Raw genomic sequence first — 17,162 nt, 5'->3', positions numbered from 1 at the left:
AGATCATCAATTAAATGTGTTTGGTATGACCTGCGCCTTTATGCAAAGGGCTATCTTCGTCTCTGATCAGACATTCTACATAGCAAACTTTTTATATCTTAAGAAAGATGGTACCTCTGCTGAATTTACAAAAGCCGCTATGTTTTCATTGAATACATTGGAGTTATAGCTTAAACGGTATATTGGAAATTACAGTGTGCGATATATCGTACATTGCTGTACGCATTATCACTTATAATTCAATTATATATTGATATTAAATCTGTAAGTTGTTGGTTTTATGATTCTTTTCTTTTTTTGCAAAAATATTACATGAAAATAATTACTATTTATCACTATCTCTAAGTCAGTATTAACGTAAACTTTATTTCATCAAGACGATACAGACTCAATGATTGAGCTGCTGCCAAGGAAGTGGAATATGGCAAATTAGCAAGAAGCTAGGCAAGATGCCAAATGGATAAGATTTCATGGATGACAAGGAAGGTATAGGAAACTGCCAGGATGCAGAGCATTAGCGGAGCTAATGAAAAGGAATAACCAAGGGATTATATTACAGGAAGTAATAGGAGTGCCTGGAGGCGCAGGACAGTCAAAGATGGCTAGAGGATAACACTAGGACGTGTAGGATATCGCATAGATGCGATGTGAGGGTGTATTTGGGATGTATACCCGTTCAGGGGAAAGATAAAAAAGGTCGCTTCGGCGTAGGTATGGATGCCTGATTATGGATGAAGTCAGATTGGGGCGTAACTATAAGTTACGCCTTAGTTTCTGGCGTTGCTTTTAATTAAGATTTATCTAAAATAACTTTCTAACTTTCTAACTTTCTAACTAGATCTTATGCGGTGGCACGACAACGCTTTTCAGCATTTCGTTTTCCATAAACAAAGCCCCTTGGTATGCGCTTTGGCCATCACTGGAAAATTCAAACATGAACTCACTTTTTACACCCGGCTTGCCATTTTTCAAAAGTCCAAAACGACGTTTAGTGCAGGCGACACTCATTAATTGAACCTGTAGTTGGTCGGTTTGACGCTTAGCGTGTGCGTTTGCTGCTTCAGCTATTTTTCGATTAAGCCAAAACAGATAAATTACACTGCCAATAATAATGAATGTCCATAAGCTTGCCATGTTAAGAGAATAACCTTCCAATTGCGCGAGCGAGCTTTTCGCTGCGGTTTTCTTTTCGTAATAAACCTAATAGATGCGGGCGAATACTCGGGATTGCAACTAAGTCAGCAAAAATACTTGGGAAAAGCTCATCAATTACTTGATGGTGAGCGCAATTATCCATAAAAAGATGTAAGCGTTCAGGGTCTTCTAGTAGCGTAAAGCAGCGCCCGGCAATTGTAAGTAAGACGTCTGAATCAGTTGCGATTTCTGATACTAAAACTTCGTCTACAAGCTTGGCGGTTAAACCTTTTGCTTGGGACTTTGACATGGCCCTCAGCGCGCAAATCAATGAAAGAGTATCTTTATGCTCAATAGCTGTTTCAGCGTGCTCTAAAAGCTGCTCAGATAGACTTGCTGGGATTTGAACATGCTCAAGCATAGCACTTAGGGGCTGTAATACTTCAGGGGGTAAATACGGCCATGCTTTTTGCAAGTTTGATAGATTTGCATCGTCATCCAAACGTAACGCAAAGTCAGCAATACCTTGCACAGCCACACTTTGCCAATTATCAAAACCGAGTTTTCCACTGAAATAAAGCTGTGAGTATTCATAATACTCAGAGGCAGGTTGCCTAAGGAGTACTTTTAGTTGTGCGTTGAATGCCGCTAGTTTATTAGCGTTAGGGGTAAAAACATAAGGGTTGTTATCAAGTTTGCCATCAGCTTGCTCACCAGTGAGATCATTGCCTAACGCTTCAATAACCATATTGGCAAAATGATCACGGCTTGCACACACAAGCTTACTTTGTTCATCTACAGGGAACTTTAAAAACCATACATATGGTTCTTTACTGGCTGCACTGTCCCAAAATTGGATAGCAATCCAAGCATGGCCAGCAAGTGGGTATGGGTAGGGGATTTGTGCTTGTTCAATGGCGTTAAACTGTTTTTTCTCAAACTTTGTAATGTGCCTGCCAATATCAAACGCACGCCATTGTGTACCAGCTCCATCAAGGAGCTGGCCTAAAGTTGCTAACTGCTCAGTCATTATGTTCTCAAAATTTATACCACTATATAAAGCAAATTATACTTCATAGCAGCTTTTGAGGGAACAGCACAAATATTTCTACATAAGAGTATAACTTTAGCTACAGTGCTTCAGGGTCAAGCCAGCGCCGTAATGAAATCCATGCTTTACCAATTACTTCATGCCACTGACTGGTAACCGCTTTTAATACGCCAGCACTGGGAATAAACTGTTTATGTATCGGCCATGCTGAAAAGTCATAGTAATCAGTTGCTGCAGGAATAATTTCTATACCTTGGGCGTTAAATAAACTTTTGGCTCGGGTCATGTGGTTCGCTGAGGTTACTAACGCAACCTTGAAATCTACGAGTGCAGGTGCTAATAATTTGGCTTCATCTGCAGTATCCATTGCAGATGGATTTTGCTTAATGCGAGTTGCATTGACACCTAAGCTGATAGCAGTTTGACGCATTAAACTACTATTTGTGACTTTACCTATACCTCCACCAGATACAATAAGCTGTGAATTTGGGTACTTGTATGCTAAACGTAGTCCTTCAACTAAGCGGCTTTTGGCGCAATTACCGAGCTGACTGTTGGCTGTTAAGTGTGGGTTTGGGTTAATGTCACATCCAAGTACCACAATTTTATCAAGGGTTGTGTGTTTATTAACGTCAAAAGCATAATGTAATTGTGTATCGGGTGAAATAATTTTTTGGGCAAAAAAAGGTGTGCTGATCAAAAGTAGGCAGCTTATCGCTAGTAAGCCAATAAGTGAAAGTACTTTATTGCTGCGAAAAGTCATGCATAGGCAAACAACACAAGCAATACCTAATAAAGGGAGGGGCATCAGCATTGCGCCGATAATTTTTTTAAATTCAAACATCACAGTAGCATTATTAACAAAATTTGTGTCTATGCTACTGTGAATACTTGAGATTATCGACCGTTATTTAGTTTACAGGTATTTAAAAAATGACGATAAACGGGGTTGTCTTTCATATTCTTCTTCATCGCCAAATACATTGGACGAGTAAGCCCTAGTGCGCCTAGGGGAATTGATTTTATTAACCCTTGGCTTTCATAGGGGGTTACCAGCCAATCGGGTAATGCTGCAACACCCATCCCTGCGCTTACTAATTGGAAAATTAACAGCCCTTGGTCAACATTTTTGAGTGTGCCATCAAATCGTGCATTTTGGATGAAATGCTTAAATATATCCTGACGCTCACGAGGAATTGGATAAGAAATAATAGTTTCGTTTTTTAAGTCTAATGCTGTGACATAAGCTTTTTTAGCCAGTTCGTGATCTGGTGCGACAATTAACTTTAACTTGAAATCAAAAAGATGTGCGTATTCAAGCTTATCAGGTTCACGTATATCCGAAGTTAAGACTAAATCTAGTTCTTCATTTAGTAAATCTGGAATGGCGTCATAGCTAAAACCACGTTCGTAATCGACTTTAATATCAGGCCAAAAATTATTAAATTCTTTAATGGTTGGCAGTAACCAATGAAAGCAAGCGTGGCATTCTACACTTAAGCGCAGCTGTGAAATTGGCTGATTTAAGCTTTCTTTTAAACGGCACTTGGTTGCCTCAACTCTTGGCAGTACTTCATTTGCTAATTCTAACAGCAACATACCTTGCGGCGTAAAACGCACAGGTTGGGTTTTGCGTTCGAATAACTGACAATCTAGCTTATTCTCTAAATCTTTGATCTGGTGAGATAAAGCGGACTGAGTTAAAAAAAGCTCACGGGCGGTATTCACCAAAGAACCGGTTTCTTTTAATGTGGCAATGGTCTTCAAGTGTTTTACATCAATCATCTTTAATAATTCTCATGGGAAAAGTGAGGTTCACTCAGATTTTAGACATACTACGCTTTTAATTGAGATGTTTCAACGTCTGGATGGCTATGCCTAGTAGCTTTTTTTACGTGATATTTACAATGTTACTATACTATATTTTTTGACAGCGTTATCATTGTGTTTTTTGTTATTTTGATAAATATTTTCATGAATTTACCTCAAGTTTAAACTGAGGAAGCATCAATTGTATGATATGAAGAATAAATGTATTTTTTGGCCATCTAAACATCTAAATGAGTGTTTATAGCATGGCACAATTACATAACTTAGGTTTTCCTCGTATAGGTAAGAAACGAGAACTAAAATTTGCAATAGAATCGTATTGGGCAGGTGAAATTAACCAAACAGAGTTACTTGAACAAGGTAAAATTATCCGAGCAGAAAACTGGGCTATTCAAGCGGATGCTGGCGTTGATTTAGTACCTGTTGGTGATTTTGCTTGGTATGATCATGTGTTATCCACCTCTTTATTACTAGGTGCGATCCCTAAACGTCATCAAACCGCTAATGGCAACGTTGATCTTGATACAGTCTTTCGTATTGGTCGTGGTCGAGCACCAACAGGATGTTCCTGCGCAGCGAGCGAAATGACGAAGTGGTTTAACACTAACTATCATTATATCGTGCCGGAGCTGAGTTTTGATCAGCAGTTTAAATTAACATGGACTGAGTTATTTGAGCATGTTTCTCAAGCACACGCTTTAGGTCATAATGCAAAAGCTGTATTAATCGGTCCTGTAACTTACCTTTATTTAGCTAAATGTGCTGGCCAAGAATTTGATAAATTAACTCTACTGCAAAGGTTATTGCCTGTTTATCAACAAGTATTAGCAAAGCTAGCACAGCAAGGTGTTAAGTGGGTACAAATCGATGAGCCTATTCTTGGTCTTGAGCTGGCGGATAATTATCGCAATGCATTAAGGATCAGTTTTAATGCTCTTGCGGGGCAAGGGGTGAAATTGTTACTTGCTAGCTACTTTGACACAGTCACTGTTTATTATGATGACATTGCAGCTTACCCTGTCGATGGTGTGCATTTTGATTGTGTTGCCACCACGGTTGATATCGCTGAGTTAGATAACTTGTTGAATTTAAATCAAGTTTTGTCATTGGGTGTTATAAATGGACGTAATGTTTGGCGTGCAGATCTAGTTACTGTTTTTAATAATGTGAAAGATATAGCAGCAAGGCGCGGTAATAATTTATGGTTGGCACCATCTTGTTCGCTATTACATACGCCTGTCGATTTAGATCAGGAAGAAAAGCTTGATGATGAATTACGCTCATGGCTTGCATTTGCAAAACAAAAAGGCCGAGAGTTGTCATTATTAAACGTTGCTTTAGAAAATAATGACAATAGCGAACTCATTGCATATTCAGCTCCTGTAAAAGCACGTTTAACATCTACTCGTGTCAATAATGCTGTGGTACAGCAACGAGTAAGTGCGTTAACAGTACATGATGGCAAACGTCAGAGTGTATTTTCTCAACGTATGAAAAAGCAACGCGCAGCACTGAATTTACCATTACTACGATAGGCTCATTCCCGCAAACACAAGCAATCCGCAAAGCTCGTCGTGACTTTAAAAGGGGTAGGTTATCGGCCGATGACTATCAAAATCAAATGGCAGCAGAAATTCGTTATGCAGTAGAAGAACAAGAGGCTTTGGATTTAGATGTATTAGTACACGGTGAAGCTGAGCGTAATGATATGGTTGAATATTTTGGTGAATTACTCGAAGGGTTTGCTTTTACCCAGTTTGGTTGGGTACAAAGTTATGGTTCTCGTTGTGTTAAGCCTCCAGTGATTTGGGGGGATGTGTCACGGGAAAAAGCCATGACGGTTGCGTGGTCATACTATGCGCAGTCACTGACCAGTAAAAAAATGAAAGGTATGCTAACAGGGCCGATCACTATTTTGTTTTGGTCATTTATACGTGATGATTTAGATAAAGCAACGATTGCCAATCAAATTGCACTGGCATTGCGTGATGAAGTTGTTGATTTGCAAAATGCAGGTATTGATATTATTCAAATAGATGAACCTGCATTTCGTGAAGGTATGCCATTAAAAGAAAGTCAGTGGCAAGCGTATTTGGAATGGGCAGCTTATGCATTCAGAGTCTCAGCCAGTGGCGTAAAAGATGAAACTCAAATTCATACTCATATGTGTTATGCGGAGTTTAATGACATTATAGCCGCGATTGCAGATATGGATGCGGATGTGATCACTATTGAAACATCTCGTTCTAATATGGAATTGTTGGCCGCATTTGAAAATTTTGATTACCCAAATGACATTGGACCTGGAGTCTATGATATTCATACTCCAAATGTACCTGATATCGCATGGATAAAAGCGCTAATTCATAAAGCTGCACGTAAAATACCAGTTGAACGTTTATGGGTGAATCCAGACTGCGGTTTAAAAACCCGTGGTTGGGAAGAAACGCGCCAAGCCATTGATAATATGGTTAAAGCGACTAAAGAGTTACGGAAAGAATTGCAATAACCAATATTCATTCGTAAAAGGCATTGCCTACGATATAAAGCCTTAACAAATTTAGTTAGGGCTTTTTTCCTTCTTTGAGCTTGCGCTTTCTTTATCGTTCGGTTTTTTTAATTCCATTTTTGCCGAATGTTTTATCAGTAAAACATTTCCTATTATGATGGCAAGCACCAAAATAATAATGAGTATATGCCAAACTTGCATTTTGTTCTCAATGAGCGACTGTAGCGCCGAGTATAGCAAATATTATTATTCTTAAAAACGTTTAGACAATGATAAGGAAATAAAATCGAGTCCAGGATTAGGGCGTTTAAAACCTGCGTTTGAGTAATGCAGGTAGCGTAAAGCTGTCGTCACATCGCCAAACTCGGCAACAAAGCCAATTCTGTCTTCGAACTGGTAGTGTGTACTTACATTTTTGCTTGCAAAGTAAGTATCGTCAATAAGAGAAAATCCAATTCCTGCTTCTATAGATATAGGTATGTTTTTGATGTGCCCTATAGGATATTGGAGTACTGGCGATATCGCTAACACCAAGTTAGTTTGATGTTTATTTTCAGCACCGTATTCCCAAATGTTGATACTAGATTCTAAATAAACATGGCTATTTTTCAAAATAGATTGAAGTTGTGGAGCATGGTATTGGTAGGCTAGTTTTAGCCCTTTAACGTCTCCTTCGCCTTGGACGTAATCGAGGGCATAACCATGATTTGATAGTGCAAAGCTGTTAGTACTAGCTATAAAAGTTAATACCATAAAAATATATCTAAATACTTGTTTGTAAGTCATTAGAAGCGTCCATAGATGTAATTGATATTTACAAAATAGGGGTATGATTAGTATGAATTCAAGCGACTAAAAAACACTTTCCCTCTGCAATTAGATATTTGAAGAAGTAACAACCTGATTATGAAGAGATATTTTGATTGGTGCGAATTTGCCATTAATAATGTGCCATTTAGATTCTTTTTGTAAGCATACAAAACAGGTAAATTACCCACTCACACATAGAGGAGACACACAATGATTTCAATGAAGCACTATCTATTTATTATTACATTATTTTTTAGTAGTTCCCTTTTTGCAGTTGCTAAGCAATCACCGGTACAGCTCTTAACTCAAGTGGGAGATCAGTTGTTTAGTGAGATCAGTAAAGTAAATAATCAAGGAACGGCAAGTAAAAGTGAAATGACTGCTGTTGTAGATAAATATTTGATGCCTCATATGGATGTGAAGTTTGTCTCATATAAATTACTAGGTAAACATATTAAAGGAATTGATCGTGCGCAGGCGAGTGCGTTTATTTCTTCAGTTGAACATTACTTGAGTGCAACTTATGCCGGTGCGTTAATGAAATACACTGGACAAAAAATTAAATTTGAAGATGATACAAATGTGATTTCTGGTGATTTCGCTACGGTCAAAACACAGATCATAGACACCAGCGCGCCAACAATTGATTTACATTTTAAGTTACGTCAAAGTAAAGATGGTAGCTGGAAAGTGTACGATATTGTCGCTGAAGGGATCTCATTACTAAGTGCAAAACAAAAAGAAGTCATCCAGCGAATTTCAGCAGTTGGGTTGGCGCAAGTGACAACAGAATTGGGTAAAAAATAACTTTTTAAGTAAGTCTCCAACCTAAAACGACAAGCTACGTTACTAGTTTGTCGTTTTCTATTATTCTTTTAAAATCACACTCTTTAGTCTAGCGCGTGGATCAAGGTATGTTAGAATAAGCCTCGTGTATTTGAGTCGATTACTCTATTGTGCACAAGTATTAAAGAGTATTAAGCGCAGTGTCAGTTTTAGCTTGTTATAACTTAGCACTCACTTATCCCCCGAGCATTTTAGACACTGGAGTTGTGTTGATTTAATGGAAAATGTACTAATTTGGCCTAAAGAATACCCGCTATTAGTCAAAGGACTTATTGAGCAGAATGGGGCATTTATTCTAGACGCTTTAGAAGCGTGGCCTGCTTGTCGCTCCACTGAAGAAGATGATGGTGTTTGTACCACCGTATTACCCCCAATTTATTACCTCACATGGTTAACTCCACTCGAACCGTTTGAAGAATGTTTCTTTCAACATATTAGTGAATACGATGAAGATGCACAGCATTATATAAGTGCAGCAAAAAATTACTATTACGACAATGACTATACTCCTGAAAGCCTAGTACTATTAATGTGTCAGCGGTTAGAAAAGTACGCCAGCATAGCAGCGCAGGCAGCTATTGATACACCGCTTTCACTGATTGGCCATTTGTTTACTAAACGCTATTTTACGGTTATTGAGCATGCACTCAATACAGGGAGTAAAATTAGTGCTGAGGATGCATTAGCAATATGGGAAGAAGTTGATTTTAGAGAGCGTTTTAGTCAATTCATTCCTCAGTCAGTAAATGATATTGAGCGCTTAAGCGAGCTAGCCGCTGAAAAAGTAGCAAGCGGCAAAGATTATTTCACCTTGCTAACCCAAGTATCTCCTAATGTAGATTCTGCGCTTTTATTAGAACAAGCCTTATTGGCGCATTTAAGCTTTGATACAGCAAAGCAAACAATGGCTATGCGCTTTATTGAGCAAGGTGCGACAGGCACCTTAAGTGACGAGAATGACAAAACCGCATTTATGTGGGCGGTAGAAAAAGGTTATGTAAACTTAGTTCAAACCTTGCTCGATAAGCAAGATAAAACACTCGCGGATAAGTTAGGAAATACTGCATTGCATTATGCCGTTGTTGCTAAAAATGAACCGCTCATGGTGCTATTACTTAAATCAGGGTATGACTTTCGAGTACGCAATAACGAAGGGCTGAGTTGTTACCGCTTAGCTGTGAGTATAAAAGCAACGCAATTAGTCAAATGTTTAGAGCGAGACTTTGGTATAAAAGAGCTTTCACCTGATGGGCAGTTTGCACGAATTAAAAAAGTGCATGGATTACACGCCATTGTCACTTTATTATTACCATTACAGTTGTTTTTCTTTTTCGATGAAACGCTTGCTATAAAAAGTGAATTAACATTAAGCCTTACCATGTTATCGATTATTTGCTTCTTTTTTGCAATGAGCTTAAAACGCTGCGCGCTGTATCCCCATATCAAACACCCTTGGGGTCTATTTGTGTTGCGCTGTTTCTCTTTTTTAAGCTTGATAGCTCAGTTGGGGCTTGCCAGTATTGTTGCATTAGCAACTTTAAGCGAATTAGTTTAACTTCGCAGAGGTGCAAAAAAAACGCGCTATTTAGCGCGTTTTTTGTTTGGAATTAGGATTAATCTTTGTTGTGTTCATGTGCGGCTTTCTCTTCTGCAAGCTCTTCTTTTAGCTTACGTATCTTAAGCCCTAACTCTTGGCCTCGATGACGAGCATAGTAAGTACACCCTATAAACATGGCACTTGCGAATAGTAATTCCAGTAATACCCAGATAAGCTGACCTTGAGCAACCCATAATAATGTAAAGCCATGGATGAAATAAAACATGACAATAAAGTTTGCCCATGCATACGTATAAGGCTTGTCTTGTAAAATGCCTTTTAAAGGTAGGAGTAAAGGTAGAATATAAACAGCAAAAATAAAGCCATTACTGTGGCCTTCACGTGGTGCTATTAAATAAAGCCATATTGGCATCAATATTAAAAGCCCAAAGTAGCCAAACAATGCTATACGCTGAAATCGAATCGTCAGTGGCTTCTTAGCTACGCTGGTAGTTTTTTCAGTTGTCATTGTAATTTTCTCGTGATTTTAACCAGTCTTTGGCCAACACTTTGGCAAATTTTGATTTCGTCTTTACTCAGTTGGGCGTTGTTACTTGAGCCAGCTACATGGCTGGCACCGTAGGGGGTACCGCCGGATTGTGTTGCGAGCAACTCAGGAACTTCATAAGGGACACCCATCAACATCATTCCATGGTGTAAAAGTGGCAATGATAAATTCAATAACGTAGCTTCATTTCCACCATGCATACTACTTGACGATGAAAACACGCAAGCGGGTTTATCAATCAGCTGACCCTTTAGCCATAAATCACTGGTGGTCTCCCAAAATGTTTTCGCTTGCGAAGCCATCATGCCAAACCGGGTTGGAGTACCAAAGGCCAGTCCATGACAGCTTATTAGTTCTTCTTTACTGATAACAATATCTTCAGGGTTTTTAACGACAAAAGTACGTAGTAAGGCGGTACCGCCTTGTAATTCAATGGCATCGGCAATTTCATGTGCCATAGCTGCAACAGAGCCGTGGCTCGAGTGGTAAAGAACAATAATAGTTGGTTGCATTAAAGTACGCTTAATACATTTTCAGGAGGACGACCAATGGCTGCTTTATTGTTGTTAACCACAATAGGACGTTCAATTAATTTAGGATTTTGCACCATTGCTTTGATAAGCGCATCTTCGTTTGTTTGCTCTTTTAAATTGAGCTCTTTGTATATGTCTTCTTTGGTACGCATCATCTGACGAGCAGAATTAAACCCTAATTGGTCTATAAGTGTTTTTAGTTGAGCTTCATTTAATGGCGTTTTTAAGTACTCGATAACGTCTGGAGTTATTGACTTTTCTTCAAGTAATGCAAGTGTTTCACGAGATTTAGAACAACGTGGATTATGATAAATAGAGACTGACATAATAAATATCCTTTAACTAAAGTGGGGCTATTTTAGGGCAACTGACGCGAGACTTAAAGTCTCGCGAGTTCTTTTTGCATTTGCCTATATTGTGTTAGTAACGCTTTTAATCTCTGTTGTTTAACCAGCTCTTGCGGCTCGACAAAATTTAACGCTTTTTGCACTTCGTCAGCCGCTTTTAAATACGCACCATACTGGGCTAGTACATCAGCATTTGCTTCGTGATACGCAGCCAAGTTATTTTGTTTTTTGTAGGTATCAGCGAGTAATTGTTTCGCCAAGTTATGATCTGGCTTTTCAAGTAAAAAAGATTTTAGCAGCTGCTCTGCTACAGGGTACTGTTCTGCTTCTAAAGCCGCATTAGCGTAGTTTAAGGTAATTACTTGGTTATTAGGTCGATTGTCGTGCAGCTTCGCTAAAAAATTAACTGCTTCGTCAGCCTTTTTTTGGGCAATAAGTAAATCGGTATGAGTATCAATGTAAAAGAGGTTTTTCGGATCCGACGCAAGTAATTCTTCTAATATCTCTGCTGCATCATCTAATTTTTTTTGATCAAGTAAACTAATTCCCAATCCATATTTAAGTGCAGTGGTATTGTAAAAATTATTGTCTTTAATGAGTTTTCTAAATAAATTTTCAGCATCTTTAGGTTTATGATGATAGCGGGCAATCACACGGCTTTTTGCCAAATTAAACTCTAAACTAGTCGGGTACTGACGTTTATCATATTGTTGTGCGCGCAAACGTACATCGGATACCCTAGATTCAGGGAGTGGGTGAGTAAGTAAGAACGCTGGAGGTTTATATTTGTAGCGAAGTTGAGCAGCAAGTTTGGTTAAAAATTCGCTCGATGCATAGGGGTCAAAACCAGCATTGTTAAGTGTTTGCATACCAATCCGATCCGCTTCTTGTTCAGCTGAGCGACTATGCGTTAGTTGGCTAAAGGCGGCTTGAGTTTGGTTTGCCGAAATAATAGCAATACCTGCGTCAGGCGATACAACGCTGGCTAAAATACCGGCTATCATCCCCGCAATTGTGAGTGCGCTATTATCTTGCTGCTGTTGAATTCTACGAGCTAGGTGGCGCTGTGTGACGTGAGCAATTTCATGGCCTAGTACGGACGCAAATTGACTTTCATTATCTGATTGTGCCATTAACCCTGTATGTACACCTACATGACCACCGTAAAAAGCAAAGGCATTGATCTCAGGGTTATTGATCCAGAAAAAAGAAAAAGAGAAGCGTACATCATTAGCGTTAGCCACTAACTTTCGACCAAGGGTTGTTAAATATTCATCAAGTACAGGATCGTTAATAACGGGGGATGAACCTCGAATTTGCATCATCATTACTTCACCAATCGCTTGTTCTTTTTCAAGTGGTAAAGCTTGTAATGCAGAAGTACCTAAATCTGGTAGTTTGAAGTTAGTTTGTGCCTTTAAAGGCTCACTGCTAAGTACGCTTATCGTAAACAACGCACTAATTGCGGTGATAAAGGCTGATTTTAATCGCATTTTATTCCTTGTTGATTGTGTCGCCAAGCATCAGTTTTGCTATATCAATTTCATCACTGCATGCACGGCTGTCTTTTTCACACAATTGGTAGAAATCTTTTATTGTGACACCATCGAGCTTTACTACGTTCAATTCTCTTTGTAAAAAAGTAATAATTTTATGTACTGTTTTGTGAGCGTGGAGGATCAAAGCTTTATCGGCCTTATCACCACGTTCAAAATAAAACCCGATAAACTTATGTAATTGATTTATTCGGATCAGGCTTTTCATGGTGACAGGATCCCATACTTTAAACTCCATAAAGCGGTTATCTTTTACATATTGATCTATTGTAACTTCCTTAGCGTAGGGAAGCGCCCATAGTTCAAAACCTCGGTCAGTAAAAATTTGATGCAAAGCTATGCGCGGTTTTTTATCACAATGGATTTCACCGAGTGAATTTTCAAAGCCTTCGAGTATGTCTAAGTTCCAATTGCGTTTATCTATTAAGCGCTTAACGGCGTTATCAAAGCCATGCTCTAAGATGCCCTCAGATTCACTAACTGAAGACGCAACCATATGATAAAATGGTGGTAATTCACCCCAATTTATTTGCTTTTTATACCAGTTAATCTCTTTTAAAGTTGGATTACTTGGTAGTAGCGCTTTATTATGCGTCCCGGGCATGAATATATCCTTACTACAGTTTATTTACTAAGGATAAACTATTGCGCTGCGGGTTTTAAGAAAAATTTCAAATACACTCAGCAACAGACCAGCGTAATGAGACTTTTTGTGCATTTTATCTTGGGAGAATGCGAGTTATGTTAGAATTCGATTTACGAACATATAATTGTCCGCAGCAATTTATTCAATTTAAGTTAGGCTTAAAACAGGCAAACTGTAACATGCGGCCGATTAAATTTATTTTTTCAATAGAGCAATCTACGTCAGATATAGAACGTTTTTTGCAAAAACATCATTATCAATACAAATTAGAGCCGCAGCTAGGGCTGTTATTTGTGGAGCCATTACGTGTTTGAATATGTAAAAATCTGGTACGAACGAAAGTTTTCAGATCCTCACTCAGTTACCTTACTTTTTTTATTAATTGCGCTTATGGCGTTGTTTTACTTCTTTGGCTCATTGATCGTGCCAGTATTAGTTGCGTTAGTGATTGCTTATTTATTAGATTGGCCTGTTGTTCATCTTGAGCGTTTAGGGTTACGCCGCTTTACCGCAACAATTCTTGTTATGCTGGTGTTTACAAGTGTAATGCTGACATTAATTATAGGGATGGGTCCAGTTTTGTGGCAACAGACTAGTAATCTAGTACAAGAATCTCCACACATGATAGAGCAAGGTAAAGCATTTTTATTGCAATTACCGGATGATTATCCAAGCCTCATTACTGCAGAGCAAGTGCAGTCTGTAGTTGCTAATGTTGAAAATAAAGTAATTGAATTTGGTCAAGTCGTGCTCTCTGCATCATTGACCTCACTTAAAGATGTAGCTGCTTGGCTTATTTATTTGATTTTAGTGCCTTTGTTAGTATTTTTTATGCTAAAGGACAAACTCGAATTAATAACGAGCGCAGAAAAATTGATACCTAAACAGCGTCGCTTGATTTTACAGGTTTGGCACGAAATGAATCAGCAAATTATGAATTATATTCGTGGCAAAGTGTTTGAAATTTTAATTGTGGGTTCGGCATCGTTTATTGCTTTTACAGTCCTAGATCTTCGTTATGCAGCACTGCTTGGTGTGCTCGTTGGTTTTTCTGTACTGATCCCTTTTGTAGGTGCTGCTTTAGTTACAATCCCCGTTGCAGCAGTGGCGTTGTTCCAGTTTGGCGTAGAAACACAGTTTTGGACCATTTTAATTGTATACGGCATTATTCAAGCGCTTGATGGCAATGTATTGGTACCGTTGTTGTTTTCTGAAGCGGTAGACTTAAACCCGGTATTTATTATTGTTGCGGTGCTATTTTTTGGTGGGCTTTGGGGGTTCTGGGGCGTGTTTTTTGCGATCCCTCTCGCTTCACTCGTAAAGGCACTAATTAATGCATGGTCGAGCAAGCAAGAAGAGCAACTGATTGAGCATAATCAACAGCTTTAGTCTTAAATGGTATAGATAGCGCACCATAGAGATGAATTGATTATTACGCAGCACATAAAATTTATGTAGAATGTGTTATAAGATATATCTTTTAGTAATATGGTGCGTTTTTTAATGTCTGATCTTTTACTTTCAACTGATTCAACATCACAAATTTACCTTGATGCAAACGCAACAACGCCCGTGTTGCCTTGCATTGCAGAGGTTGTTTCTCATACGATGCAAATTTGCTTTGGTAATCCATCGTCTTCGCACATTACTGGTATTCAAGCCAAACATTTATTAGAACAAACTCGTAATCGAGCGCGAGCAGTGATTGGTGCGCATGATGGTGATATTTTATTTACCTCTGGTGCGACAGAAGGTATTCAAACGGCTGTTGTTTCTACACTAATAGCCGCAAAAAATCACTCGATTGATAAACCGGTTTTACTTTATGGGGCAACTGAGCATAAAGCAGTGCCAAATACATTAATTCATTGGAATGAAGTCTTAGGGATCAATGCGCAAGTTCTTGCCATACCCGTTTCAAGTGAGGGTATTTTAGATTTAGATTTTATTGCACAACATGCCGACAAAGCATTGATGATTTGTACCATGGCGGTGAATAATGAAACGGGTGTCTATCAAGACTTAACCGCAATAGAGGCAGTCATTCGTGCAAAAAACACGGACGTTGCATGGATGGTTGATTGCGTTCAAGCGTTAGGTAAAACAGCATTAGAGCTCAGTACAACAACGATAGACTATGCGCCGTTTTCTGGGCACAAATTATATGCTCCGAAAGGAATCGGTGTGCTCTATATTCGTCAGGGCAGTGCATATACGCCATTTATTGCCGGGGGAGGTCAAGAAAGCGGTATGCGCTCTGGCACTGAAAATTTACCGGGGATCGCAGGTCTTAATAAGCTGTTTAATTTGTTACTAGATGAGACAGATGACACGTTTAAGCCACTCAGCGTATTGCATGATTATCGAGAAAAATTACACAATGCACTACAGTACACATTTGGTCAATTGACATTCAATCATAAATTTGAAAACAGTGTTCCCACTACGCTTAACTTCTCTGTTAATGAGTTGAGTAGTAAAGAAGTGATGGACTTATTTGATGCAGCAGGCATACGCATTAGCGGTGGCTCAGCGTGTAGTTCAGGAGCCAGTAGAAGCTTTGTTTTAGATGCAATGGGGAAGTCTAACTGGCAAAGTGAAAATGCCTTACGATTATCATTTGGACCAGCCACCACGCAAACGGATATTAATTTTGCTTGCGAGCGCATTCGCTCCCTTAAATCTATTTTGCAAGCAAACTGTTTAATCGTGTCAGATTCTGAATCACCGCAGCAAGAAGCTTGTGCACTTGGTTTAACACAGTACCGTCACCAAGGGGCATGTTGCTGGTTGTATGTTACGAGCCAACACCAAGCAGTAATAATAGATCCAATTGCAGAGTTATTACCGCGATTAGAAAAAATAGTTACTACACAAAAGCTTCAAGTTGTTGCCATTTTAGACACTCATGCACATCAAGATCGTATGTCATCAGTTGAGCTATTTAAAGCCTCTCTTTCAGCACATTTAAACTTTTGTGGATCAGATCAATTAGGTTGGCCAGCGGATGGGTCGGTTATCGAGTTGATGCAGACCACGTTAGAGCGGCTGGCAACACCAGGTCACAGTGTTGATAGTTTAAGTTATTTGTTACGCTGCAATAAAACAAAGAAAGTGCTCTATTGTTTTTGTGGTGATTTACTTTTACCTGCTGGGCTGGGTAATACCTGTTTACAAGGTGGAGATGCTATGCAAATGGCAGACTCGCTCAATAAACTGCAGCAAAGATTATCACCTGATAGCATAATTTGTTCAGGCCATGATTATCAGCAGTGCTTTGCAATCACTTGGCAGGCGCAAATACAGCAAACGCCGCTGTTAGCTGATCTCGTTAAAAACCACATAACAATGAATGAGTTCACACGCAAAAAGCAAACCAGTGATATTGAAGACAAAGGGAAATTCGAAAATCTATGTGGCTATGCGACACAAGTAGACACTGCATCGCCTTTGCAAGTAGATGTTGCGCACGCAAAAAACTTACTTAGTAATACAAACGCATATTTGATTGATACCCGCGAGCCTTATGAACATGGAGCGAATGACTTACCTTCGTTGTTTGATATAAGCAAACTACGGGTTATTAATATACCACTGAGCAGAATGGCAAATGCTTTAAGTGATGGCCAATTGAGCAAATCACAGTGCTATATTTTATTATGTCGTAGTGGTAATCGTTCGAAACAAGCCGCAGTGAACCTTGCTCAGCTAGGTTTTGAGCAGGTTTATAACTTAAATGGTGGTATGGCGTTGGTTTAAAATCGACACAGTTAGGTACTGTGGCGCTCTATCTAT

At 39.0% G+C, this 17,162-nt stretch carries 16 protein-coding genes and 1 pseudogene; 6 read left to right on the top strand and 11 right to left on the bottom strand.

The genetic code is table 11. The annotated features are described in order from the left end of the window. Window positions 1–834: 834 nt before the first annotated feature. The 4 genes from B5G52_RS19515 to B5G52_RS19500 all read right to left on the bottom strand — a co-directional run bounded on the left by B5G52_RS19515 (window position 835) and on the right by B5G52_RS19500 (window position 3,970). On the bottom strand, window positions 835–1,134 hold the full coding sequence (locus tag B5G52_RS19515) for a DUF3301 domain-containing protein (protein WP_087534300.1): 300 nt from the start codon (window positions 1,132–1,134) through the stop codon (window positions 835–837). Window position 1,135: 1 nt separating this feature from the next. Beyond that, a complete protein-coding gene (locus B5G52_RS19510; protein ID WP_087534299.1) occupies window positions 1,136–2,164 on the bottom strand; it encodes a DUF3549 family protein in 1,029 nt (342 codons plus the stop codon). A 100-nt stretch (window positions 2,165–2,264) separates the two neighbouring features. After that, entirely contained in the window at window positions 2,265–3,029 is a 765-nt protein-coding gene (locus B5G52_RS19505; RefSeq protein WP_087534298.1) for an ElyC/SanA/YdcF family protein, read from the bottom strand. A gap of 53 nt (window positions 3,030–3,082) precedes the next feature. After that, window positions 3,083–3,970, bottom strand: a complete 888-nt coding sequence (locus B5G52_RS19500) for a LysR substrate-binding domain-containing protein (RefSeq protein WP_058558405.1) — start codon at window positions 3,968–3,970, stop codon at window positions 3,083–3,085. 290 nt (window positions 3,971–4,260) lie between these two features. On the opposite strand from B5G52_RS19500, the pseudogene metE reads away from it, so the two are divergent. Next, window positions 4,261–6,524, top strand: a pseudogene (gene metE / locus B5G52_RS19495) (5-methyltetrahydropteroyltriglutamate--homocysteine S-methyltransferase). A gap of 51 nt (window positions 6,525–6,575) precedes the next feature. On the opposite strand, the gene B5G52_RS19490 reads toward metE, so the two are convergent. Both B5G52_RS19490 and B5G52_RS19485 read right to left on the bottom strand, forming a co-directional pair. Further along, the gene (locus B5G52_RS19490) at window positions 6,576–6,725 is read right to left on the bottom strand and encodes a DUF2897 family protein (protein WP_087534303.1); all 150 of its coding nucleotides are present in this window, start codon (window positions 6,723–6,725) and stop codon (window positions 6,576–6,578) included. Between the two features lie 51 nt (window positions 6,726–6,776). Continuing rightward, a complete protein-coding gene (locus B5G52_RS19485; protein WP_087534297.1) occupies window positions 6,777–7,310 on the bottom strand; it encodes an acyloxyacyl hydrolase in 534 nt (177 codons plus the stop codon). A 243-nt stretch (window positions 7,311–7,553) separates the two neighbouring features. On the opposite strand from B5G52_RS19485, the gene B5G52_RS19480 reads away from it, so the two are divergent. Both B5G52_RS19480 and B5G52_RS19475 read left to right on the top strand, forming a co-directional pair. Continuing rightward, window positions 7,554–8,141 (top strand): phospholipid-binding protein MlaC, encoded by a 588-nt coding sequence (locus B5G52_RS19480; protein ID WP_087534302.1) that lies wholly within the window; start codon window positions 7,554–7,556, stop codon window positions 8,139–8,141. A gap of 256 nt (window positions 8,142–8,397) precedes the next feature. Then, entirely contained in the window at window positions 8,398–9,735 is a 1,338-nt protein-coding gene (locus tag B5G52_RS19475) for an ankyrin repeat domain-containing protein (RefSeq protein ID WP_087534296.1), read from the top strand. Window positions 9,736–9,793: 58 nt separating this feature from the next. Here the strand turns inward: B5G52_RS19475 and B5G52_RS19470 are convergent, their stop codons facing one another. From B5G52_RS19470 to B5G52_RS19450, 5 genes are read right to left on the bottom strand one after another with little or no spacing between them, the layout of a single operon-like run. After that, entirely contained in the window at window positions 9,794–10,246 is a 453-nt protein-coding gene (locus B5G52_RS19470; RefSeq protein WP_087534295.1) for a DUF2069 domain-containing protein, read from the bottom strand. Beyond that, complete coding sequence (wrbA, locus tag B5G52_RS19465; protein WP_087534294.1) at window positions 10,243–10,797, bottom strand: NAD(P)H:quinone oxidoreductase; 555 nt, start codon at window positions 10,795–10,797, stop codon at window positions 10,243–10,245. Before wrbA ends, B5G52_RS19470 begins: the two co-directional genes overlap by 4 nt. Next, window positions 10,797–11,144: an arsenate reductase (glutaredoxin) gene (arsC, locus tag B5G52_RS19460; protein ID WP_087534293.1), complete on the bottom strand. Its 348-nt coding sequence runs from the start codon at window positions 11,142–11,144 to the stop codon at window positions 10,797–10,799. The genes wrbA and arsC overlap by 1 nt, the downstream gene beginning before the upstream one ends. Before the next feature lie 53 nt (window positions 11,145–11,197). Next, complete coding sequence (locus B5G52_RS19455) at window positions 11,198–12,658, bottom strand: M48 family metalloprotease (protein ID WP_087534292.1); 1,461 nt, start codon at window positions 12,656–12,658, stop codon at window positions 11,198–11,200. Between the two features lies 1 nt (window position 12,659). Beyond that, a complete protein-coding gene (locus B5G52_RS19450; RefSeq protein ID WP_087534291.1) occupies window positions 12,660–13,325 on the bottom strand; it encodes a hypothetical protein in 666 nt (221 codons plus the stop codon). Between the two features lie 137 nt (window positions 13,326–13,462). Here B5G52_RS19450 and B5G52_RS19445 point away from each other — a divergent pair, with 137 nt between their 5' ends. The 3 genes from B5G52_RS19445 (at window position 13,463) to B5G52_RS19435 (ending at window position 17,126) form a co-directional block, all read left to right on the top strand. Beyond that, complete coding sequence (locus tag B5G52_RS19445; RefSeq protein WP_087534290.1) at window positions 13,463–13,681, top strand: hypothetical protein; 219 nt, start codon at window positions 13,463–13,465, stop codon at window positions 13,679–13,681. Continuing rightward, window positions 13,674–14,756 (top strand): AI-2E family transporter, encoded by a 1,083-nt coding sequence (locus B5G52_RS19440; protein ID WP_087534289.1) that lies wholly within the window; start codon window positions 13,674–13,676, stop codon window positions 14,754–14,756. The genes B5G52_RS19445 and B5G52_RS19440 overlap by 8 nt, the downstream gene beginning before the upstream one ends. Before the next feature lie 114 nt (window positions 14,757–14,870). Beyond that, window positions 14,871–17,126, top strand: a complete 2,256-nt coding sequence (locus B5G52_RS19435; protein ID WP_087534288.1) for an aminotransferase class V-fold PLP-dependent enzyme — start codon at window positions 14,871–14,873, stop codon at window positions 17,124–17,126. Window positions 17,127–17,162 lie beyond the last annotated feature (36 nt).

Origin of the sequence: Pseudoalteromonas sp. A601, assembly GCF_002165575.1 — a bacterium.
Lineage (GTDB): Bacteria > Pseudomonadota > Gammaproteobacteria > Enterobacterales > Alteromonadaceae > Pseudoalteromonas.
The sequence above is the reverse complement of the archived record's forward strand: the minus strand, read 5'-3'. Positions and strand labels throughout refer to the sequence as shown.